Source organism: Isoptericola halotolerans (assembly GCF_013149785.1).
In the GTDB taxonomy this organism is placed as follows: Bacteria; Actinomycetota; Actinomycetes; order Actinomycetales; family Cellulomonadaceae; genus Isoptericola; species Isoptericola halotolerans.
Window position 1 is genome coordinate 950,148 of record NZ_JABEZU010000001.1, and the last position, 21,315, is coordinate 971,462.

Genomic DNA, 21,315 nt, shown 5'->3' on the forward strand with positions numbered 1-21,315 from the left:
GCCGGCATGCCGGGGTTCCGTCGATGTCGGCGCCGGCGCCTAGGCTTGGTCCACGATGACCTCCCTCTTCGACAGCCTCTCGCTGCCCGGCTTCGACGCACCGCCGTCCGACGACACCGCCCGCCTGCCCCGCACCGCGCCGCGGTGGGACGACGACGACGCCCCGGCGTGGGCGCAGCCCGCGGCGAAGGAGCGGGGCGACGCGCGCGGGTCCGCGGCGGACGCCGCGGTCGAGGCGCTGCTGGACGGCCTCAACCCGAACCAGCGTGCCGCCGTCGTGCACGCCGGGTCACCGCTGCTCATCGTCGCGGGAGCCGGCTCCGGGAAGACGCGGGTGCTCACCCACCGGATCGCCCACCTGCTGGCCACGCGCCGTGCGCACCCGGGTCAGATCCTGGCGATCACCTTCACGAACAAGGCCGCTGCGGAGATGCGCGAGCGCGTCGGTCAGCTCGTGGGCCCGGCGGCGAGCCGCATGTGGGTGTCGACCTTCCACTCGGCGTGCGTGCGGATCCTGCGCCGCGAGGCCACGACCCTCGGCCTGCGGTCCAGCTTTTCCATCTACGACGCCGCGGACTCCCAGCGGCTCATCACGCTGGTCTGCCGCGAGCTCGACCTGGACACGAAGAAGTACCCGGCGCGCTCGCTCGCGAACAAGATCAGCGATCTGAAGAACGAGCTGATCGACCCCGAGACGTACGCCGAGCGGGCGGGCGGCGACGTGACGGCGGACGGGTGGCGGGAGCGGGCCCTGGCCGGCGGAGGCCTTGCCGACGCGGGGGCGGCGCAGTTCGACGCGGTGCTCGCCGACGTCTACCGCCGCTACCAGGCTCGACTGGCTCAGGCGAACGCGCTGGACTTCGACGACATCATCATGACCACGGTCAACCTGCTGCAGGCCTTCCCGGCCGTGGCGGAGCACTACCGACGCCGGTTCCGGCACGTCATGGTCGACGAGTACCAGGACACGAACCACGCGCAGTACGTGCTGGTGCGCGAGCTGACCGGCGTCCCCGCGAGGAGCGAGCTCGCGAGCCCCGCGGGCGGGGCGCCCCGTGACACCGGCGTCGGTGGGCAGGACGACCCGGCCGGCCTCGACCCGGCCGAGCTCACCGTCGTGGGCGACGCGGACCAGTCGATCTACGCGTTCCGGGGTGCGACCATCCGCAACATCGTGGAGTTCGAGGAGGACTACCCGGACGCCACCACGATCCTGCTGGAGCAGAACTACCGCTCCACCCAGAACATCCTGACGGCCGCCAACGAGGTCATCTCGCGCAACCCGGGTCGCAAGCCGAAGCGTCTGTGGACCGATGCCGGCGCCGGTGCGAAGATCGTCGGCTACGTCGCGGACGACGAGCACCACGAGGCGCGTTTCGTCGCCCAGGAGATCGACCGGCTCGGTGACGACGAGGGCGTGCGGCCGGGCGACGTCGCGATCTTCTACCGCACGAACGCCCAGTCGCGGGCGTTGGAGGAGGTGCTGATCCGCGTCGGGCTGCCCTACAAGGTGGTCGGCGGTACGCGGTTCTACGAGCGCAAGGAGGTCAAGGACGCCGTCGCCTACCTGCGGGCCCTGGCCAACCCCGACGACGACGTCAGCCTGCGCCGCGTGCTCAACGTGCCCAAGCGCGGGCTGGGGGACCGGGCGGAGTCGCTCGTCGCCGGGTTCGCGGCCGCCGAGCGCATCTCGTTCGGTGCGGCGCTGGACCGTGTCGACGAGATCCCTGGGATGACGACGCGTTCGCTCAAGCCGCTGCGGGTCTTCGCCGCGATGATGGGGGAGCTGCGCGCGCTCGTGGACGGCGGGGCCGCTCCGGCGGAGATCCTCGGTGCGGTGCTGGATCGCACCGGCTACCTGGCCGAGCTGCGCGCGAGCGACGACCCGCAGGACGCCTCGCGGGTCGAGAACCTGGCCGAGCTGCACGCGGTGGCCGCGGAGTTCGCGGAGCTGGATCCCGAGGGCGACCTCGCGGACTTCCTGGAGCGCGTGTCCCTGGTGGCCGACGCCGACCAGATCCCCGACGAGGACGTCGCCGACGGTGCCGCCGAGCACGAGCACGACGACGCCCCCGCCGTGGACCAGGGCGTGGTCACCCTGATGACCCTGCACACCGCCAAGGGCCTGGAGTTCCCCGTCGTGTTCCTCACGGGCATGGAGGACGGGACGTTCCCGCACATGCGCTCCCTGCACGACGACGCCGAGCTCGCGGAGGAGCGGCGCCTCGCCTACGTGGGGATCACGCGGGCACGCGAGCGGCTGTACATCTCGCGCGCGGGGACCCGCTCGGCCTGGGGGATGGCGAACGAGTTCCCACCCTCGCGGTTCCTCGACGAGATCCCCGCGGAGCTGTGGGACTGGCGGCGGGCCGAGTCCGCCACCCAGACGCTGCGCCGCGGCGGCTCCGCCTGGGGCGCGCCCGGCGGGGGGCGAGCCGGCGCGGGCCGTGGAGGATCGTCCGGCTCGACGGGTCAGACGGGGTCGTCCTGGGGCGAGCGGCGGGAGAAGACGGCCCGCACCGGCGCGCCGTCGGGAGCGTCGGATGGTGGTGTACCGGGCTTCGGGTCGGCCACCCCGCGTCGGGACGCCGACATCCCGTCGCTGAGCCTGGGGGACAAGGTGACCCACGACGCCTACGGCCTCGGCACCGTCGTCTCGCTCGAGGGTGCGGGCCACAACGCGGTGGCGAAGATCGACTTCGGCGCGGACGGCACGAAGCGGCTGCTGCTGCGGTTCAGCCCGGTCACGAGGCTCTGACGTCGTCAGGCGGCCCGGCGGTGGTCCTCGACCGCGGTGCGCAGCGAGACGACGTCGGTCCCGCCGGCGTCCAGCGCACGCTCGAGCGCCCGCCCGCCGGGGCAGTCGGCGCGCACGACCCCGAGCAGCACGTGGCCGCTGCCGATGGTCTTGTCACCGAGCCGCAGCGCCTCGCGCAGCGCCAGCTCGAGCGCCTTCTTCGCGTCGGGGGCGAACGGGAGGTGGCCCTTGCGGCCCCTGCGGCCGGCACGGTCGAGCGCCCCGCGACCGAACGTCGCGTCGGTCTGCTCGCGGACGGCTGCGAGGTCGATGCCGACGGCGGCGAGCGCGGCGGCGTCGAGATCCCCGGTGGTGAGCTCGCGTCGGGTCGCCGCGGCGACGGCGTCCGGGTCGAGCCCGACGTCCCGCAGCGCCGTCGCCGCGGGTCCGGGGGCCTCGGCGAGAGCGACCACGAGGTGCCGCGTGTCGATCGTCGCGGTGCCGGTCTGGCGGGCGACGAGCTGGGCGTCGACGACGGCCTCGCGCGCCCGCCTGCTGAACCTCTCGAACATGTCTACCTCCGGTGCTTCTTGTTGACCGCCTGCTTGCTCACGCCGAGCTGGTCGGCGATCTCCTGCCAGGACCAGCCGAGCTCGCGGGCACGACCGACCTGGAGCGTCTCGAGCCGGTCGGCGAGCTCGCGCAGGGACCGCACGGCCCGCAGACCCTGGGTGGGGTCGTCGCCGGACGCCGAGGCGACGAGCATCTGTTCCGTCATGTGTCAACCTTGGTTGACGGAGCGGCGGTTGTCAACCCTGGTTGACGACGTTCGACCCCGGGCGGACGCTGTGGAATGGGTCACGGTCCTCGCCGGAATCTCCCGCGGGCGTACCGTCGAGGAGGTCCGGAGGGCTACTCTGGACAGGATGTCTTGACGTCGAGACATCGCTCAGGCCGGCCTCTGCCGACCCAGGGGCTCAACCGATGGAAGGACGCAGCAGGGTGGACCTGTTCGAATACCAGGCGCGTGACATCTTCGAGAAGCACGGCGTGCCCGTGCTGGGCGGCGTCGTCGCGACGACGCCCGACGAGGCCCGCGAGGGCGCAGAGAAGCTCGGCGGCGGGACCGTGGTCGTCAAGGCCCAGGTCAAGACCGGTGGCCGCGGCAAGGCCGGGGGCGTGAAGCTGGCGCACTCGCCCGAGGAGGCTGCGCAGAAGGCCGAGGAGATCCTCGGCATGGACATCAAGGGCCACACCGTCCACCGCGTGATGGTGGCCGCCGGCGCGAAGATCGCCGAGGAGTTCTACTTCTCGGTGCTCCTGGACCGCTCCAACCGCAACTACCTGGCGATGTGCTCGGTCGAGGGCGGTATGGAGATCGAGCAGCTCGCCGTCGAGCGGCCCGAGGCGCTCGCCAAGGTCGCCGTCGACCCGATCGTGGGCATCGACGACGCCAAGGCGGCCGAGATCGTCGACGCGGCGGGCTTCGCCGAGGACCTCAAGGCTCCGGTGGCCGACGCCATCCGCAAGCTCTGGACCGTCTTCACGGCCGAGGACGCCACCCTGGTCGAGGTGAACCCGCTGGTCCGCACCGAGGACGGCAAGATCATCGCCCTCGACGGCAAGGTCACCCTCGACGAGAACGCCTCCGAGGTCCGCCACCCGGACCACGAGGCGCTTGAGGACAAGGACGCCACGGACCCGCTCGAGGCCAAGGCCAAGGCGAACGGTCTCAACTACGTCAAGCTCGACGGTGAGGTCGGCATCATCGGCAACGGCGCGGGCCTCGTCATGAGCACCCTCGACGTGGTCGCCTACGCCGGCGAGGCGCACGGCGGGGTCAAGCCTGCCAACTTCCTCGACATCGGTGGCGGCGCGAACTCGCAGGTCATGGCCAACGGCCTGGACGTCATCCTGCACGACCCGCAGGTCAAGTCGGTGTTCGTCAACGTCTTCGGCGGCATCACCGCCTGCGACGAGGTCGCCAAGGGCATCGTCGGCGCGCTGGAGATCCTCGGCGACGAGGCCACCAAGCCGCTCGTGGTCCGCCTGGACGGCAACAACGTGGCGCTCGGCCGCCAGATCCTGGCCGACGCGAACCACCCGCTCGTCACCCTCGCCGAGACCATGGACGGCGGCGCCGAGAAGGCCGCCGAGCTGGCCAACGCCTGACCGCCGCCGGACCTGAGAGAGCAGAGACAAGAACACCATGTCGATCTACCTGAACTCCGACTCCAAGATCATCGTCCAGGGCATCACCGGCGGGATGGGCGCCAAGCACACCGCCCTGATGCTCGACTCGGGCGCCCAGATCGTGGGCGGCGTCAACGCCCGCAAGGCCGGCACCACGGTCGAGCACGTCGACCAGCACGGGCACGACGTCGTGTTGCCCGTGTTCGGCACGGTCAAGGAGGCCATGGCCGAGACCGGGGCGAACGTCTCCGTGCTGTTCGTGCCGCCGGCCTTCACCAAGGACGCGGCGATCGAGGCCGTCGACGCCGAGATGCCGCTCATCGTGGTCATCACCGAGGGGGTGCCCGTCCAGGACACCGCCGAGGTCTGGGCCTACCTGCAGGGCAAGAGCACCCGCATGATCGGGCCGAACTGCCCCGGCATCATCACCCCGGGCGAGTCGCTCGCCGGCATCACGCCGCACACGATCACCGGCAAGGGCCCGGTGGGCCTGGTGTCGAAGTCCGGCACGCTGACCTACCAGATGATGTACGAGCTGAAGGACTTCGGCTTCTCCACCGCCATCGGTATCGGCGGCGACCCGATCGTCGGCACGACGCACATCGACGCGCTCGAGGCGTTCGAGAACGACCCCGAGACCAAGGCGATCGTCATGATCGGCGAGATCGGTGGCGACGCCGAGGAGCGTGCCGCGGCCTACATCGCCGAGCACGTCACCAAGCCGGTCGTCGGCTACGTCGCGGGCTTCACCGCCCCCGAGGGCAAGACGATGGGCCACGCCGGCGCGATCGTGTCCGGCTCGGCCGGCACCGCGCAGGCGAAGAAGGAGGCCCTCGAGGCCGTCGGCGTCAAGGTCGGCAAGACGCCGTCCGAGACGGCCGAGCTCATGCGGGAGATCCTGCAGGGTCTCTGAGCGCCTTCTGAGCGGCTCGACGTCCACGCCCGCCTCACCCGGTCCCCGGGTGAGGCGGGCGTCGTCGTCCCCGGACCACCAGGGCGCGGCGTGGGACGACGACGGCGCAGCACGGGCGGGGGACCATGAGGGCGTGAGCGCAGCATCCCGGACCGCAGCAACCCGTGTCGTCGAACCCCCGGTGCCGGGGCGGCTGCGGGAGCGCCTGGCCCTGGGGTCCAGCGGGGTGTGGGCCGCCGTGCAGTCCATCGGCCTGTCGTACACGGTGGTCACCCTGCTCGCCGTGGTCGCCGTGCTCGACGCCCCGTCGGCCTCGGGCGTCGATGGGGGGCTCGGGGCGGGTGTGGCGGTCGCCACGGGCCTGTGGCTGCTCGGGCACGGCGTCCCGCTGTCGGCGGCCGGGACGACGCTGACGATCGTGCCGCTGGGCATCACGGCGCTGGTGCTGTTCACCCTGCACGTGGCCGCCAAGAGGTCGGCCGTGCCGACCCTGCCCGCCTGGGTCGCCGGCACCGTCACCTACGCGGCAGCGACGACGGCTCTGGCGATCGCCCTGGACGTCGTCGGAGGGACGGCCGCGGCTCGCGGCGCCGTGGACGTGGCGGTGCAGGTGGGTGCCGCTGCGGTCGGTGGCCTCGTCGTCGGCGGTAGCGGGATCGCGCTCGGCATGTTCTCCGCACCGGACGGCCCGTTGCTGGCCGGGCTGGCGCCGCGGTGGAACCCCTACCTCCCCGACACCTTCCGGCTGGGCATGCGTGCCGCCGTCGTCGGGGTCGGCCTCCTGATGGGCCTGGGGGCTCTGCTGGCCGGCGTCTGGGCGGTGCTCGGCCGGGACACCGCCGCCGCCGTGGCGGCCGGCCTCGGCGCGGGCTGGCTCGGCACCGTGCTGCTCGGGCTGGCGCAGGCCGTGCTGATGCCGAACCTCGCCGTCTGGGCGGCTGCATGGCTCGCCGGCCCGGGGTTCGCCGTGGGGCAGGACAGCACCTTCTCCCCGACGCTCACGGAGTCCGGCCCGCTGCCGGCCGTGCCGCTGCTCGGGTACCTGCCCGGGGAGTCCTGGTCGACGCCGGTCGCTGCGTGGGCCCCGGCGCTGGTGGTGGCCTGCGGTGCGGTCGGTGGGTGGTTCGCCTGGCGCCGGCTCGAGCCGAGCCTCGTGCGGCCGCGTGACCTGCTGTGGGTCGTCGCCGGCGTCGTCGTGGTCGCGGGGGCGCTCACCGTGCTGCTGCAGTGGGCGGCCGGGGGTTCTGGGGGCGCCGGTGTCCTCGCCGTGGTCGGTGCCGACGTCTGGGTGACGGGTGCGTCGGTCGCGGCCGAGATCGCCGGCGGCGCGGCGGTCGTGCTCGGCGGGTACCTCCTCGTCGGGCGGTGGCGGGGCGACATAGGGTAGGGGCCGTGCAGACCCCTTCCGGCCACCTCGTCGAACCGGCGACCGGTGCGCGTCTTGTCGTCCTGGCCTCCGGCGGAGGCTCGAACCTGGCCGCGCTGCTGGCCTCGCACGGCGACCCCGCCTACGGGGCGCGCGTCGTCGGCGTGGTCTCCGACAAGCCCGGTGCCGGGGCGCTGGACCTCGCGCGGCAGGCAGGTGTGCCGTCGGTGGTGGTCGAGCCCGCCGACTTCGCCGACCGGGACGCATGGAACGACGGGCTGGCGGAGGCCGTCGAGGTGTTCCAGCCGCACTACGTCGTGCTGGCGGGATTCATGCGGATCCTCGCGCCGTCGTTCCTCGACCGGTTCGCCGGACGGGTCGTCAACACCCATCCTGCCCTGCTGCCGTCGTTCCCGGGGGCCCATGGCGTGCGCGACGCCCTGGCGTACGGCGTGCAGGTCACCGGGTGCACGGTCCATGTCGTGGACCACGGGGTCGACACCGGCCCGATCATCGCGCAGACGGCGGTACCGGTGCTCGACGGCGACGACGAGGAGACGCTGCACGAGCGGATCAAGGTCGCCGAGCGGTCGCTGCTCGTGGAGACCGTCGGCCGTGTGGCCCGCGAGGGTCTACGGGTCGACGGCCGCCGTGTCGTCGTCGGCGGCTGACCGGACCGAGGTGCGCCGGCCGGGGCGGGTGCGCCGTCGTCAGGTCCGGGTCGTCGGGGCCCCGTCCGCGTCCTGCTCCTGGCGCGGGCCGAGCGCCAGGAGGAGCTGGTAGACCTCCCGTGCCTCGGAGGGTTCGGCGCGGGCGGTCTCGAAGACGCGGTCGGTCCATCGCTTCTGCAGGTCGACGAGCTCCTCGGAGAACCGCTGCGCCTCCTCGGCGGTGAGCGGCAGGTTGTTGAGCACCAGCAGACGCTGACGGCCGTCCTCGTCCGGGCGTCGCCCCGTGGACGCGCGGCCGATGAGCTCCTGCAGCCACGCCGTCGCGGGCCGCAGCGCCTGGTCTGCCGCGCCAGGGGTCTCCGGGTCCACCTGGTACGAGGAGGCGACGTTCCGCCAGACGCGGTCCCGCTTGTCCCGGGCGTGCTCCGGGGCCTCGACGACCATGCCTGCCCTCGCCAGCGTGCGCAGGTGGAAGCTGACCGAGTTGGCCGGTTCGGAGATGGCCGCTGCGAGGTCGGCAGCACGCGCGTGGCCGGAGACGGCGAGCTGCAGGAGGATGCGCTGCCGCACGGGGTGGGCGATGGCCTTCAGCGCCTCGGGGCTCTGCACCAGGAAGGTCTCGTCCATGTCCGGATGCTAGCAAGAAACACTGCGCAACAGATCTTGCGCAGTAGATATTGCGCAACTAGTGTTGCGGGCATGACGCAGACCGCCGCCCCCGTGCCTCCCGACGCCCCCGCCCCGGCCCCGGGCCTGTTGCGCAACCGCTCCTACCTGCTGGTGATGTCGGGGCTGACCACCGAGGCGCTCGGTGCCGGGATCGCCGTCTTCGCGGTGCCGCTGATCGCCCTGTCCCTCACGGGGTCGGTGTGGCAGGCGGGCGTGGTCACCGCCGTGGGTCACACCGGGGCCCTGCTGGCCACGCTGCCGGCCGGGGTGATCGCCGACCGCGTCGACCGGCGTCGGCTCATCGTGCTCACCGCGAGCATCGCGGCGCTCGCCTGGACAGCGGCGGCCGTGGCAGCCGTCACGGGACAGCTCTCCGTGTGGCACCTCGGCGGCGTGCTGCTGGCGTCGTCGGTCGCCGGAGCGTTCGTGGAGCCGGCGGTGGCCGGCGCCTTCCGGTCCGTGGTGCCGCAGGAGCAGCTCGCCACCGCCTACGCCGCGTCCCAGGGCAGGGACGCGGCCGCCGGTCTCGTCGCCGGGCCGGTCGGCGGTGTCCTCTACGGCATCGCGCACGCCGTGCCGCTGGTGGCCGCGGCGGTGGGTCACCTCGCGACAGCCGTGTGCACGTGGCTGGTGCGTGAGCCGCTCAACGCCGACACCGCCGCCGCCCGGGCCGTGCGCCCGGTCGTCGCGCTGCGCGAGGGCCTGCGGTACGTCTGGTCGGTCCCGCTGTTCCGGTTGTGCCTCGGGCTGTTCGCCGTCATCAACATCGCCATCAACGGCATGTTCGTCGCGATCACCCTCGACCTGGCCGACGGCGGGACCTCACCCGCGCGCATCGGTCTGCTCTCCGGGGTGGTCGGGGCGTCGATGCTGATCGGTGCCGTCCTGGCGCCCACGATCGTCAAGCGGGTGCGCGTCGGTCGGCTGACGCCGGTCGCCCTCGGTCTCGTCGCGGTGGCGGCGGGCGTCATGGCGGTCGACCAGAGCTACTGGGGCTACGTCGTCGCGCTCGGGGCGGGCGTCCTGCTCGTGCCGGCCGCCAACGCGGCCATGGCGGGATACTCCGCGGCGATCACCCCGCCCCGGCTGCAGGGCAGGTTCTCGTCGGTGATGGACCTCTGCGCGACGGTCGCGATGCCCCTCGCGCCCCTGGTCGGCAGCGGCCTGCTCACGCTGATCGGGATCGGGCCGACCTTGCTGGCGCTCTCGGGGTTGCTGGGCGTGACCGTCGTCGCCGTGTGGTGCGCCCGCCCGCTGCGTCGGATCGGTCGCCCGGAGACCTGGGCCGACGACGTCGTCGACCCCGGGGGTCAGGCGGCGGACCAGCCGCCGTCCGAGGCGAGGACCTGACCGTTGACGTTGGTCGAGTCGGTCGACAGCAGGAAGGTGATCGACGCCGCGAGCTGCTCCGGCATCGCGATGTCCGCCATGATCCCCATCGCCGACTGCACCCGGTCCATCCCGAACTCGTCGACGTCGCGCGGCTGCATGCCGGTGGCCACGCCGCCCGGCGCGACGGCGTTCACCCGCACGCCGGTGCCCGTGTACATGAAGGCGGCGTTCTTGGTCAGGCCGACGACGGCATGCTTGGAGGCGGTGTAGGCGGCTCCCGACGCCGATCCGCGCAGCCCTGCCTCGGAGGCGACGTTCACGATGCGGCCGTCGGCCGCCTGGAGCATCCCGGGCACGACAGCGCGCATGAGTCTCATGGTGCCGGTCACGTTGACGGCGAAGACCCTCTCCCAGGTCGCGTCGTCCACGGTGTGCACGGCCGCGAAGCGGTCCATGATCCCGGCGACGTTGGCCAGTGCGTGAACCTGCCCGCCCGCGGCCTGCAGGACCTCGGCGACCGCGGCGTCGTCGGTGATGTCCGCGACGACGGGGACGACTGCCGCTCCCTCGGGCAGGGTGCCGTCCTGGCCGAGCTCCGTGGCCAGCTCGTCCAGACCCACCGCGGTCATGTCGACCGCGACGACACGGCCCCCTTCGCGGGCGACGCGGGAGGCCGTGGCGCGGCCGATGCCGGACGCGGCGCCGGTGACCACGACGGTCTGCCCGGCGAAGCGTCCGGGCGAGATCGACTCGACCCACTCGGCCGGTTCCGGGGAGGTCTCCGGGGCGGCGGAGGCAACCTCCGGCGCCACCCCGGCGGGTGCTGCACCGGGGCCGGCTGCCGCCCTGAGCTCGGCAGCGCGGGCGACCAGGGCCTCGGCGGTCTCGGCGGAGAGCTTGCCGCGCGAGAGCTTGACCAGCCGGGCGAGGCTCAGCCGCTTGGCGGGAGCGAGGGACCCGACGCCGGCGCCGGCCTCGGTCAGCATCTCCGTCAGCACCCGTTCCCCGACCGGATCGGCGAGCCACTGCGCGACGGTGTTCTTCAGGGTGAGGTCCGACATCCGTGCTGCCCGTCCTTGGTCCGCACCGGACATTCGTGTCCGGTATTGCCAGCCTAAGATAGCACCGTGAGCACACCCGCGACCAAGGCCTCGCGCCGGGCGAACGCCGGGCCCCGCGCAGCGGCACGCAACCGCGCGGCACTGCTCGCCGCGGCCCGCGAGATCTTCGCCGAGCACGGGTCGCACGCACCGCTCAACGCCGTCGCGCGGCGAGCAGGTGTCGGGCAGGGGAGCCTCTACCGGCACTTCCCCGACCGCATGGCCCTCGTGCTCGCCCTCTTCGAGGAGCAGGTCAGCACCGTCGAGAGGATCGCCCGCGACCCGGGCGTGCCCCTCGCCGACCTGCTGGGCGTCGTCACCCGCCACGCCATCGAGTCCGTGGTGAGCATCGACGTCGCCACCGCCTCACCCGAGCAGCGACCCGACCCGCGTCTCGTCGACCTGCGGGACCGGACCGCCGACGTCCTGGGCTCCCGCCTCGAGCGGGCGCTGGCCGAGGGCGACGTGCGTCCCGGCACCACCGTCGACGACGTGCTGCTCGGCGTCGAGATGGTCGCGGCCACGCTCACCCGACGTCCCGCGGCGGACCGGGAGCGCTGCGCGCTGCGCGCCTGGCAGCTCCTCGGGATGACCGTCCACCTGCCCGACCGGTAGGATCGGGCCCGGTCGTGACTGGCGAGGGTGGACAACCACCGGGGAGCGGCCGATCCGGCCGGGCGTCCCCCGCGGCAGGCCGGGCCACCGTGCGCACCGCCCGCCTGGGTGCCAGGGTTTCCGCGAAGGCCACCACCTGAGGAGACCACCACGATGTCCGGTGCCCCCACGTCCCCCGACGTCCAGCTCACCGACGACTCCCGCCGCCCGGTCCGCCGCGCGCTGCTGAGCGTCTACGACAAGACCGGCCTGGTCGAGCTCGCCACCGCCCTGCACGCCGACGGCGTCGAGCTGGTCTCCACCGGCTCCACCGCGAGCCGGATCGCCGACGCCGGGGTGCCCGTGACCCGCGTCGAGGACCTCACCGGGTTCCCCGAGTGCCTCGAGGGCCGCGTCAAGACGCTGCACCCCCGCGTGCACGCAGGGATCCTCGCCGACACCCGCAAGCAGGCCCACCTCGACCAGCTCGCCGAGCTCGACATCGACACGTTCGAGCTCGTCGTGGTGAACCTGTACCCGTTCGCCGAGACCGTCGCCTCCGGCGCCGCGCCCGACGCCGTCGTCGAGCAGATCGACATCGGCGGACCGTCCATGGTCCGCGCCGCCGCGAAGAACCACCCGAGCGTCGCCGTCGTCGTCGACCCCGCCCGGTACGACGACGTCGCCGCGGCCGTGCGCGACGGCGGCTTCACCTTCGCCCAGCGCAAGCGCCTCGCCGCCGCGGCGTTCGCCCACACCGCCCGCTACGACGTCGCCGTGTCCGCCTGGTTCGCCTCGGCCTACGCCCCCGACGAGGCCGCCGTCGAGTCCGGCCTGCCGGACGTCACCGGAGCCACCTGGGAGCGGTCGGACGTGCTGCGCTACGGCGAGAACCCGCACCAGAAGGCGGCGCTCTACGCCCGCACGGACGGGCCCGCCGGGCTCGCGCAGGCCGTCCAGCTGCACGGCAAGGCGATGAGCTACAACAACTACGTCGACGCCGACGCCGCCTGGCGTGCCGCCCACGACCACGCCGAGCCCGCCGTCGCGATCATCAAGCACGCCAACCCCTGCGGCATCGCCGTCGGCGGCGACATCGCCCAGGCGCACGCCCGGGCCCACGCCACCGACCCGGTCTCCGCCTACGGTGGCGTCATCGCCGCCAACCGCGTGGTCACCCGGGCCGCCGCCGAGCAGATCGCCCCCGTCTTCACCGAGGTGGTCGTCGCGCCCGGGTTCGAGCCGGAGGCCCTCGAGGTGCTCCAGGCGAAGAAGAACATCCGCCTGCTGGTCATCGAGGGTGCGGCGGCGGACCAGGCAGGTCGCGTCGAGCTGCGGCCCGTCTCGGGCGGGCTGCTCGTCCAGGAGGTCGACCGCTTCCAGGCCGACGGGGACGACGTCACCTCCTGGACGCTGGCGGCCGGTGCACCGGCGGACGAGGCGACCCTCGCGGACCTCGCCTTCGCGTGGCGGGCCGTCCGTGCGGCCAAGTCGAACGCCATCCTGCTCGCCGACGACGGCGCCGCCGTCGGCATCGGGATGGGGCAGGTCAACCGGGTGGACTCCTGCCGGCTGTCCGTCGAGCGCGCGAACTCCCTCGCGACCGGTGAGGACGGACCGGTCGAGCGGGCCCGTGGCGCGGTCGCTGCCTCCGACGCCTTCTTCCCCTTCGCCGACGGGCTGCAGGTGCTGCTCGACGCCGGGGTGCGCGCCGTCGTGCAGCCCGGCGGGTCCATCCGCGACGAGGAGGTCGTCGCCGCCGCGCAGGCAGCAGGGGTCACCATGTACCTCACCGGGACCCGCCACTTCGCCCACTGAGGGCGCTCAGCCGCTGCCCAACGAGCGTGCCTATTCGTTCCCCTCTCCGGCTCCATGAGGAACAAGCGAGCACGCTCGTTGGGTAGGGAGGGGCGTTCAGGACACCAGGACGTCGCGCAGCCGGACCGCCGGGTCGCCGGCCGCCTCGACGTCCAGGTGGACCGGACCCCCCGCGTCGAAGGCCCGGCGCACCGGGCCGACGTCGCGCGGCGAGTCGACCAGCAGCGCGGCGCGGAGCACGGCAGCGCTCCGCCCGCCGCCGTCCGTCTCGTGGCCGCTGGGGTCGTCCGAGTCCTGAGCGGTCCAGAACGCCGCCCAGGGCCCGGCACCCGGCGTCCCGCGCCACACCGTCGGGGGTCCCGTGGGCAGGCCGAACAGGGCCAGGTCGTGGCCGAGCTGGCGGGAGAACACGTACGGCGCGTGGCCCGTCGCGGGCTCGATGCCCAGCACGTCACGGGCCACGAGGTCGGGGTCGTGCAGGGCGGCCGACCAGTGGCCGCCGGGCACGCGACCGAGCACCGGGTGCGGGTGCGACGCCACGTCCCCGACCGCCCACACCCCCGCCACGCCGGGTACTGCCCCGCCGGGGTCGACCAGGAGCGCGCCCACCGGGTCGAAGACCGCCTGCGGCAGGTGCTCGCGCAGCCACGCCGTGGCCGGCCGGGCGCCGACGGCCGCCAGGACGACATCGGCGGGGACGCGCTCGCCGGAGACCAGGGTGACGCCGTCCCGCCGCACCTCGGCCGCCGTCGCGCCCCGTCGGAGCCGCGCACCGGCCGCCGCGAACCAGGGGACCAGGTGCTCGCCCACCTCGGTCCCGAGCTGACGGGCCAACGGCGTGGCGCCGGCCTCCAGCACCGTGACGTCCACGCCGGCCCCGGCAGCCACCCCGGCCACCTCCGCACCGATCCATCCCGCGCCCACCACCACCAGGCGGCTGCCGGCGCGCAGACCGGTGCGCAGCGTGTCCGCGTCGGCGGACGTGTGCAGCACGTCCGCGTCCCAGCCCGCCGGCAGGACCGGCCGCGAACCACAGGCGAGCACGACGGCGTCGGCGTCGAGGGATCGTCCGGACCGCGTGATCACCCGCGGCCCGGGGTGCAGGGCGACGGCCGGGTCGGCGAGGAGGACCTCGTCGGCCAGGGCCACCAGGTCGATACCGAGGTCGTCGTGCAACCACAGCGGTTCCGGCCGTGACAACAGCTCCTTGGACAGCGGCGGACGGTCGTACGGTGGCAGCCCCTCCTCGCCGAGCACCGTCAGTCGGCCGTCGAACCCGTGGGCACGCAGGGCGGCGGCCGTCTGCGCCCCGGCCAGCCCGGCCCCGACGACGACGACCGATCGTGGCGTCGGGCCGACGGCTGCGTCGACGGTAGGGGTCGGGGCGGAGTCGCTCATGGCAGGCACGTGCCCAACCTACGGCGTGCGCGCGCCCGCCAGGTAGGCTCGGCGACGTGGTCCCTGAAGCCGACGCGCACCCGCAGCCGCACTGGCACGCCGTCGACGTCGTGCACGACCGGTCGCGTCCGGTGCGCAGCCCGGTGCCGGCGATCGTCGTCGTCCTGGCCGGCATGCTCGTCGCCGTGCTGCTGGCGCTGACGGTCGGCGCACGGGTCGGCGCCCTGACGATCGCCGCGACGCTCGCCGTCGCCGGCACCTGGCGAGCGACGTCGTCCTCCGGCCCCGTCGGCCTGGCCATCCGGAGCCGCAGCTTCGACGTCTTCCTGTGCTGGGCGACGGCCGGCGTGATCGCGGTGCTGGCGCTGACGGCGCCCGGGGTCTGACGCTCCGCCGTCGACCGGCCGAGTGTCCGACGAAAGACGGAGGCGGGGGACGAACCCTGGCGCTCGGTCGCGTTCACGGGCGCTGCGCGCCCTGCACTTCGCGTCTGACGACCGAGCGCCAGGGTTCGTCCCCCGCCTCTGCGCGGACGTCGCGGCTCGCGCTTCTCCTCCGGCGGCGGTCCGTGCGGCCGCCGCCGGAGGAGCAGGTGGTCAGGGGCGGGCCGGGGGAGTCGGCTCGTCCGTGTCCGTGTCCTCGACGACCTCGGTCTCCTCGACCTCGACCTCGGACGGTGCGTCCGTCGCGACGTCGGTGTCGGCCACCACGGTCGTCTCCTCGACGACCTCGGTCTCCTCGACGGTGGTCGGGGCGGCCTCGTCGGCGACGACCTTGGCTGCTGCCGTCTCCGCCACCTCCTCGAGGGTGCCCTCGGTCGGGTAGGTAGCCGTCCCCGGCTGCTCCTCCCAGCCGTCGGTGACCGTGAGCGCCGGCACGGGGGCGAACGCCCGGGCGAAGAGGGCGGCCAGCGCGGCACCGAGGAGCGGCGCCGCGAAGAACAGCCAGAGCTGTCGGCCCACGCCGTCGGCGGCCCAGGCGTCGGGGGAGATCACCGAGGCGAGCGAGCGGGCCGGGTTGAACGAGGTGTTCGTGGCGGGCCACGAGATGATGTGCAGGGCCGCGAGGGTCAGGCCGATGACCACCGGTGCGTAGGCGACCTTGGCCCGCGTGTTCGTGACGGCGAGGATGACCCCGACGAACACGACGGCGATGAGCACCTCGACGATCGCGGCCTGCGGCAGCTCGAAGGTCGACTGGCCCTGGGTGAGCGCGCTCAGGGGCGAGTGGTCACCGTAGCCGTTGGCCGTCGCGGCGAGGACCTCGCCGGCCGACCCGGCGCCGACCAGGGGCGGGTAGGTGTCGGGGATGATGAGCAGCAGCAGCGCGCCGCAGGCCGCCGCGCCGACGAGCTGGGCGATCCAGTAGGGGACGAGGTCCACCCAGCTCGACCGGCCCGCGAGGGTGAGCCCGAACGTCACCGCCGGGTTGAAGTGCCCGCCGGAGAGATGGCCCAGCCCGGCGATGACCGCCATGAGTGCGATGCCGCCGGCGAGCGCCACGGTGATGATCTGGCCGTTGTTGACGATGTTGAACGTCGCCGTGCCGACGATGCCGAGCACGAGCACGAAGGTGCCGAACGCCTCGACGCACATCCGGGTGAAGAGTCGGGGCACCGGCGGCGCCTCGACGTCGGTCGGTGTCTCGGTTACCTGGGACATGGAGGTCCTTTGCTGGTCGTCGGGTGGAGGTCTCGTCGCGTCCGCGACGCGGCGGCGATGCTGGCACCGGTCCCTGGGAGCCCTCTGAGTCCTGGCGAACCCTCTGAGTCCCAGGTCACAGCACGGTCCCTCGTGGGAACGCTACCGGCTCGTCACCTGTTCGGCAGCACACCGCGCCGCAGGGGGTGACGTCACCGGCCAGGTGCGCGAGAGTAGGGCCATGACGACACCTGTGAACGTGACCGTGACCGGGGCCGCCGGTCAGATCGGGTACGCGCTGCTCTTCCGCATCGCCTCCGGTGCGATGCTCGGCCCGGACACCCCCGTGCGCCTCCGGCTCCTGGAGATCCCGCAGGCGGTCCGCGCCGCCGAGGGCACCGCGATGGAGCTCGACGACTGCGCCTTCCCGCTCCTGGCCGGGATCGACATCCATGACGAACCGGCCGCAGGGTTCGCCGGCACGAACATCGCGCTGCTGGTCGGAGCCCGGCCCCGTGGACCCGGGATGGAGCGTGCGGACCTGCTGGAGGCCAACGGCGGCATCTTCGGTCCGCAGGGCAAGGCCATCAACGACGGCGCGGCCGACGACGTCCGCGTGCTGGTGGTGGGCAACCCGGCCAACACCAACGCGCTCATCGCCGCCGCGCACGCGCCGGACGTCCCTGCCGCGCGGTTCACGGCTATGACGCGCCTGGACCACAACCGTGCCCTGTCGCAGGTGTCGGCCAAGGCGGGCGTGCCGGTGGCGGACATCCGTCGGCTGGCGATCTGGGGCAACCACTCCGCGACGCAGTACCCCGACCTCTTCCACGCGGAGGTGGGTGGCAGCCCCGGCGGTGCCCTGACGGCAGACGCGGGCTGGCTCACCGAGGACTTCATCCCCACCGTCGCCAAGCGCGGCGCGGCGATCATCGACGCCCGGGGTGCGTCGTCGGCGGCCTCGGCCGCGAACGCCGCCATCGACCACACCCGTGACTGGGTGCTGGGGACCCCCGAGGGTGACTGGACGAGCGCGGGCGTGGTCTCGAAGGGCGAGTACGGCGTGCCCGAGGGCCTGGTGTGCTCGTTCCCCGTGACGTCGTCGGGCGGGGAGTGGCAGGTGGTCGAAGGCCTGGAGATCGACGACTTCTCGCGCGAGCGCATCGACGCGAGCGTCGCGGAGCTCTCCGCGGAGCGTGACGCGGTGCGTGAGCTCGGCCTCGTCTGAGCCCTGCCCCGACCGACGGTGAGCCGTCGGCCCCGCCTGCCGCGCAGAAAAACGTCGAGAACGGATGCCTCGTCGATCTAGTCTCGGCAGGTGATCGACGCGCCCGCCGCAGCACCCCCGACGCCGCACCTCCCGCCCGCCGACGACCCGTCGCGACGGCTCGACTGGCGCCGCCTGCGCGGACCGGTCGCCGCCGTGGCGGTCCTCGCGCTGACGGTGGGTGCCGTCGGGACCGCTCTCGGGACGGTCGTGGCCGGTGGGCTGGCAGCCTCGCCGGACCTGACCGGGATCCTCCTGCTCGCGCTGTGCCTGGTCGGCGGTGCCCTGCTGGACGCCGCCGGTCAGGTCGCGTGGGCCGGTGTCGTCGACCGGGCCGAGGGTCGCCTGCGCGGTGACCTGCTCAGCGCCGCCCTGCACCAGCCGCTCGGGGTGCTCACCGAGCAGGCGGTCGGCGAGGTCCTCGACCGGGTCGACGACGACACGCACGCCGTCGGCGCGCTCGCCCGGCGCCAGCTGTGGAGCATGGGCCGGACCGTGGTGGGCGTCGCGCCCATCTGGGTCGTCGCCGGGGTCACCTGGTGGCCGGCCTGGCTCCTCTTCCCGCTCCTCGGGGCGGGCACGTGGTGGACGGTGCGGTCGCTCCTCGGCGAGATCGCCCGCCGCAAGGTGATCGAGGAACGGGCCTGGACCGACAACGCCGCCGTGCTCGAGGAGGGCATCGCGGCACGCGACGACCTGCGCACGGCGGGCGGGCAGGCCTTCGCGCTGCGTCGGCTGGCCGAGATGTCCGCGGTCGTGCACCGGGCCCTGCTCGCCGTGGTGCGGGTGGAGACCCGCATGATGCGCCGCGTGGGAGTGCTGCTGCACGCCCTGCTCGCCGCCGTCGTCGTGTCCGGTGTGGCACTCGCCGTCGCGGGGGACATGTCCGTCGAGCGGCTCGTCACGCTGTTCCTGGTGACCTCGCTGTTCGTCGGTCAGATCGACCGTCTCGCGCAGCACCTGCCCGACCTGCAGGAGGGGCTCGGAGCCGTCGTCCGTATCCGGCAGCTCCTGGACACCGAGCCGGAGCCGGTCGGCGGGCTCGGCCTGCCGGACCGCCCCGTGGAGCTCGAGGTGCGGGACCTGGACTTCGCGTACACCGAGGGCACCTTCGCCCTGCAGGGGGTGTCGGTGTCGGTCCCGGCCGGGCAGACCGTCGCGTTCGTGGGGCGCACGGGGTCGGGGAAGACGACGCTCGCCTCGTTGCTGTCCCGCGCGGTCGAGCCACCACGGGGGGCGGTGTTCCTCGGCGGCGTCGACGTCCGCGACGTCGACCTGCAGGCGCTGCGCGCCGGCGTCGGGGTGGTGACGCAGCGCACCGAGATCGTCGCCGGCACCCTGGCGGAGAACGTCGCGCTGTTCTCCGACGTGCCGCGCGGCGACGTCGAGCAGGCGGTGGCCGAGCTCGGGCTCGCCGACTGGGTGTCCGGCCTGCCCGACGGGCTGGACACGCTGCTCGGGCCGGGCGGTACCTCCCTGTCGGCGGGGGAGGAACAGCTCGTCGCGTTCGCGCGGCTGCTGGTGCGCGACGTCCGCGTCGTCGTGCTCGACGAGGCCACGGCCCGGATGGACCCGCACACCGAGGCCCGGGTGGTCGCGGCCGCAGACCGCCTGCTCACCGGGCGGACCGGCGTCGTCGTGGCCCACCGTCTCGGGACGGTGGAGCGGGCGCACCGTGTCGTCGTCCTGGACCACGGACGCGTCGTGCAGCAAGGGCTGCGTGCCGACCTGGCACGTCAGGACGGGCCGTTCCGGGACCTGCTGGTGGCGAGCCGTGGTGGCGACCTCGACGGCCCGGCGCCGGACGAACCGATCGATGCCACGGGCGAGGCGGCTCCCGGGGCGTCGCCGACCGCCATCGGCGCCCGTCGCCGGACGGGGGAACCACCCGTCCTCGACGACCCGGGCCACGGACCGAGCCTGGCCCGCAGCGTCCTGCACGCGCTGGTGACCAAGCCCCGGTGGGGTGCCGCGGGCGCCGGGTTGTTCCTGCTGACCAGCCTGTTCGCCGCCCAGGGGGCGCTCGCCGGGTTCCTGTGGGGGCGCTCGGTCGAGTCGCTCGCGGTGGGTGGCGAGCCGTGGGTCCTGACAGGGCTGCTCGCGGTGATGCTGATCGTGGCCCCGCTGTGCCTGGCGTACGCGGTGCGGTTGTACCCGTCGTGGTGGATCGAGCTGCTCCTGCGGGTGCGGGTGGCGGTCCTGGCCGGGCAGACCCGCAGGCACCGGCTCCGGCGCACCCCTGCCGGGGAGGTCGTCGCCCGGACTCTCGACGCCGACCGGTTCGTGCTGTACGTGGACCGGTGGGTCGACCTGCTCAACGGGCTCCTCGTCGTCCTGGTCACCTGGGCGATCAGCGGGGAGCCGCTGGCCGGGGCGGTGCTGCTGGCCGTGATGGCGGTGACCGCGGTCTCTGCGCTGGCAGGTCGCCCGATCGCGGGGCGTACCGCGACCCGGTCTGCCGAGGCCCGGGCCGGCTTCGGCCGTGCCCTGGTCTCGGCCCTGGACGCCGCGCGGACCGTCAAGCTGGCCGCCCGCACCCCGGAAGTCCACCGACACCTGCGGCACGTGGACGCCGGCCGGGTCGGGGCCGCGATCCGCGAGCACCGGGTCCAGGCCGTGCTGGACGGCATCCCCACCGTCATGGTGCAGGCAGGCGTGGTGACGGCGTGGGCGTTGCTCCTCGTCGGGACCTGGGACCTGGCGACGACGTTGCTCGTCACGGCGGCCGTGGGCGGTTTCGCCTACTTCGGGGTGGTGGCGGGCGCCGTCATCACCGAGGCGCCGGGCACCCGGAACTGGCTGCGGGCGACGTCGTCGTTCGCCGCGGGAGCCGACCTCACGCGGCTGCCGGAGGGCGTCGACCTCACCACGGGCGCCGCGCCGCGTCCGCGCGTGGTGCCCACCCCCGAGCCGCGCTTCGAGCACCTCGACCTGCGCGGGGTGGAGGCGGTGCACGACGACGGCACGATCGGGGTCACCGACGTCGACCTGCGCGTCGAGCGGGGCGAGCTCGTCCTGCTGCTGGGGCAGGTGGGCGCGGGCAAGTCGAGCCTGCTGTCCGCGCTGGCCGGGCTGATGGCGCACCGCGGAGAGGTGCGGTGGAACGGCGAGACCGTCGTCGACGCCGAGACGTTCCTGCGCCCTGCGCGGGTGGCGCACGTGGCCCAGGTGCCGCGGGTGCTCTCCGGCACCTTCAGCGAGAACGTCACCCTGGACCACGACCGGCAGGTCGCCGGACCGGTCTCCGTGGCGCGGCTCGCTCCGGACGTGGCCGACGCGGGCGGTGCGGACTCGCTGGTCGGGCACCGCGGAGTGCGGCTCTCGGGGGGCCAGGTGCAGCGTCTGGCGCTGGCTCGGGCGCTCGCCACAGGCTCCGAGGTGCTGCTGGCGGACGACGTGTCGAGCGCCCTGGACGCCGCCACCGAGGTCGAGCTCTGGACGGCGCTGCGCGAGCAGGGCCTGACGGTGGTGGGCTCGACGTCGAAGCGGGCGGCGCTGGAGCGTGCGGACCGGGTGGTGGTGCTCGTCGAGGGGCGGGCGGCGGAGATCGGGTCGTGGCGCGACCTGGCAGCGAGGTGGTCGCACCTGGCGGGGTGATCGGAGGTGCGCGACCTCGG

Annotated in this window: 17 protein-coding genes; 11 read left to right on the plus strand and 6 right to left on the minus strand. The window is 73.8% G+C overall.

Annotation, left to right across the window (positions count from 1 at the left end):
- The first annotated feature begins 55 nt into the window (after window positions 1–55).
- Window positions 56–2,758, plus strand: a complete 2,703-nt coding sequence (gene pcrA / locus HDG69_RS04575; RefSeq protein WP_171782544.1) for a DNA helicase PcrA — start codon at window positions 56–58, stop codon at window positions 2,756–2,758.
- Between the two features lie 5 nt (window positions 2,759–2,763).
- Here pcrA and HDG69_RS04580 read toward each other — a convergent pair whose 3' ends face one another.
- Entirely contained in the window at window positions 2,764–3,309 is a 546-nt protein-coding gene (locus HDG69_RS04580; RefSeq protein ID WP_171782545.1) for a Clp protease N-terminal domain-containing protein, read from the minus strand.
- Between the two features lie 2 nt (window positions 3,310–3,311).
- Window positions 3,312–3,515, minus strand: a complete 204-nt coding sequence (locus HDG69_RS04585) for a helix-turn-helix domain-containing protein (RefSeq protein WP_171782546.1) — start codon at window positions 3,513–3,515, stop codon at window positions 3,312–3,314.
- A gap of 224 nt (window positions 3,516–3,739) precedes the next feature.
- Here HDG69_RS04585 and sucC point away from each other — a divergent pair, with 224 nt between their 5' ends.
- The 4 genes from sucC (at window position 3,740) to purN (ending at window position 7,880) form a co-directional block, all read left to right on the plus strand.
- Window positions 3,740–4,909 carry an ADP-forming succinate--CoA ligase subunit beta gene (gene sucC, locus HDG69_RS04590; RefSeq protein WP_171782547.1) on the plus strand — a complete coding sequence of 390 codons (1,170 nt, stop codon included), beginning with the start codon at window positions 3,740–3,742 and terminating at the stop codon, window positions 4,907–4,909.
- A gap of 37 nt (window positions 4,910–4,946) precedes the next feature.
- Window positions 4,947–5,843 (plus strand): succinate--CoA ligase subunit alpha, encoded by an 897-nt coding sequence (gene sucD / locus HDG69_RS04595; protein WP_171782548.1) that lies wholly within the window; start codon window positions 4,947–4,949, stop codon window positions 5,841–5,843.
- 133 nt (window positions 5,844–5,976) lie between these two features.
- Complete coding sequence (locus tag HDG69_RS04600; RefSeq protein ID WP_171782549.1) at window positions 5,977–7,230, plus strand: cell division protein PerM; 1,254 nt, start codon at window positions 5,977–5,979, stop codon at window positions 7,228–7,230.
- 5 nt (window positions 7,231–7,235) lie between these two features.
- Window positions 7,236–7,880: a phosphoribosylglycinamide formyltransferase gene (purN, locus tag HDG69_RS04605; protein ID WP_171782550.1), complete on the plus strand. Its 645-nt coding sequence runs from the start codon at window positions 7,236–7,238 to the stop codon at window positions 7,878–7,880.
- Window positions 7,881–7,919: 39 nt separating this feature from the next.
- Here the strand turns inward: purN and HDG69_RS04610 are convergent, their stop codons facing one another.
- A complete protein-coding gene (locus HDG69_RS04610) occupies window positions 7,920–8,507 on the minus strand; it encodes an ArsR/SmtB family transcription factor (protein WP_171782551.1) in 588 nt (195 codons plus the stop codon).
- A gap of 72 nt (window positions 8,508–8,579) precedes the next feature.
- Between HDG69_RS04610 and HDG69_RS04615 the strand changes: the two genes are divergently transcribed.
- The gene (locus HDG69_RS04615) at window positions 8,580–9,899 is read left to right on the plus strand and encodes an MFS transporter (RefSeq protein WP_171782552.1); all 1,320 of its coding nucleotides are present in this window, start codon (window positions 8,580–8,582) and stop codon (window positions 9,897–9,899) included.
- Here the strand turns inward: HDG69_RS04615 and HDG69_RS04620 are convergent.
- Complete coding sequence (locus HDG69_RS04620) at window positions 9,860–10,942, minus strand: SDR family NAD(P)-dependent oxidoreductase (RefSeq protein WP_171782553.1); 1,083 nt, start codon at window positions 10,940–10,942, stop codon at window positions 9,860–9,862. The genes HDG69_RS04615 and HDG69_RS04620 overlap by 40 nt on opposite strands.
- Window positions 10,943–11,008: 66 nt before the next feature.
- Between HDG69_RS04620 and HDG69_RS04625 the strand changes: the two genes are divergently transcribed.
- Window positions 11,009–11,596, plus strand: a complete 588-nt coding sequence (locus tag HDG69_RS04625; protein WP_171782554.1) for a TetR family transcriptional regulator — start codon at window positions 11,009–11,011, stop codon at window positions 11,594–11,596.
- Between the two features lie 153 nt (window positions 11,597–11,749).
- Window positions 11,750–13,393 carry a bifunctional phosphoribosylaminoimidazolecarboxamide formyltransferase/IMP cyclohydrolase gene (gene purH, locus HDG69_RS04630; RefSeq protein WP_171782555.1) on the plus strand — a complete coding sequence of 548 codons (1,644 nt, stop codon included), beginning with the start codon at window positions 11,750–11,752 and terminating at the stop codon, window positions 13,391–13,393.
- Between the two features lie 96 nt (window positions 13,394–13,489).
- Here purH and HDG69_RS04635 read toward each other — a convergent pair whose 3' ends face one another.
- A complete protein-coding gene (locus tag HDG69_RS04635; protein WP_171782556.1) occupies window positions 13,490–14,791 on the minus strand; it encodes an NAD(P)/FAD-dependent oxidoreductase in 1,302 nt (433 codons plus the stop codon).
- A 56-nt stretch (window positions 14,792–14,847) separates the two neighbouring features.
- Here HDG69_RS04635 and HDG69_RS04640 point away from each other — a divergent pair, with 56 nt between their 5' ends.
- Window positions 14,848–15,177, plus strand: coding sequence for a DUF3017 domain-containing protein (locus HDG69_RS04640; protein ID WP_343036252.1), 330 nt, complete (start codon window positions 14,848–14,850; stop codon window positions 15,175–15,177).
- Between the two features lie 210 nt (window positions 15,178–15,387).
- Here the strand turns inward: HDG69_RS04640 and HDG69_RS04645 are convergent, their stop codons facing one another.
- A complete protein-coding gene (locus HDG69_RS04645) occupies window positions 15,388–16,452 on the minus strand; it encodes an aquaporin (protein WP_246255982.1) in 1,065 nt (354 codons plus the stop codon).
- A gap of 220 nt (window positions 16,453–16,672) precedes the next feature.
- Here HDG69_RS04645 and HDG69_RS04650 point away from each other — a divergent pair, with 220 nt between their 5' ends.
- Together HDG69_RS04650 and HDG69_RS04655 are read left to right on the plus strand one after the other, a co-directional pair.
- A complete protein-coding gene (locus tag HDG69_RS04650) occupies window positions 16,673–17,659 on the plus strand; it encodes a malate dehydrogenase (protein ID WP_171782557.1) in 987 nt (328 codons plus the stop codon).
- 90 nt (window positions 17,660–17,749) lie between these two features.
- Window positions 17,750–21,295, plus strand: coding sequence for an ATP-binding cassette domain-containing protein (locus HDG69_RS04655; RefSeq protein WP_171782558.1), 3,546 nt, complete (start codon window positions 17,750–17,752; stop codon window positions 21,293–21,295).
- Window positions 21,296–21,315: the final 20 nt, after the last annotated feature.

Bases quoted from the DNA above. Each gene is read 5' to 3' on its own strand.
- pcrA (WP_171782544.1), top strand. From the start codon at position 56: ATGACCTCCCTCTTCGACAGCCTCTCGCTGCCCGGCTTCGACGCACCG.
- HDG69_RS04580 (WP_171782545.1), bottom strand. From the start codon at position 3,309: ATGTTCGAGAGGTTCAGCAGGCGGGCGCGCGAGGCCGTCGTCGACGCC.
- HDG69_RS04585 (WP_171782546.1), bottom strand. From the start codon at position 3,515: ATGACGGAACAGATGCTCGTCGCCTCGGCGTCCGGCGACGACCCCACC.
- sucD (WP_171782548.1), top strand. From the start codon at position 4,947: ATGTCGATCTACCTGAACTCCGACTCCAAGATCATCGTCCAGGGCATC.
- HDG69_RS04610 (WP_171782551.1), bottom strand. From the start codon at position 8,507: ATGGACGAGACCTTCCTGGTGCAGAGCCCCGAGGCGCTGAAGGCCATC.
- HDG69_RS04615 (WP_171782552.1), top strand. From the start codon at position 8,580: ATGACGCAGACCGCCGCCCCCGTGCCTCCCGACGCCCCCGCCCCGGCC.
- HDG69_RS04620 (WP_171782553.1), bottom strand. From the start codon at position 10,942: ATGTCGGACCTCACCCTGAAGAACACCGTCGCGCAGTGGCTCGCCGAT.
- purH (WP_171782555.1), top strand. From the start codon at position 11,750: ATGTCCGGTGCCCCCACGTCCCCCGACGTCCAGCTCACCGACGACTCC.
- HDG69_RS04635 (WP_171782556.1), bottom strand. From the start codon at position 14,791: ATGAGCGACTCCGCCCCGACCCCTACCGTCGACGCAGCCGTCGGCCCG.
- HDG69_RS04645 (WP_246255982.1), bottom strand. From the start codon at position 16,452: ATGTCCCAGGTAACCGAGACACCGACCGACGTCGAGGCGCCGCCGGTG.
- HDG69_RS04650 (WP_171782557.1), top strand. From the start codon at position 16,673: ATGACGACACCTGTGAACGTGACCGTGACCGGGGCCGCCGGTCAGATC.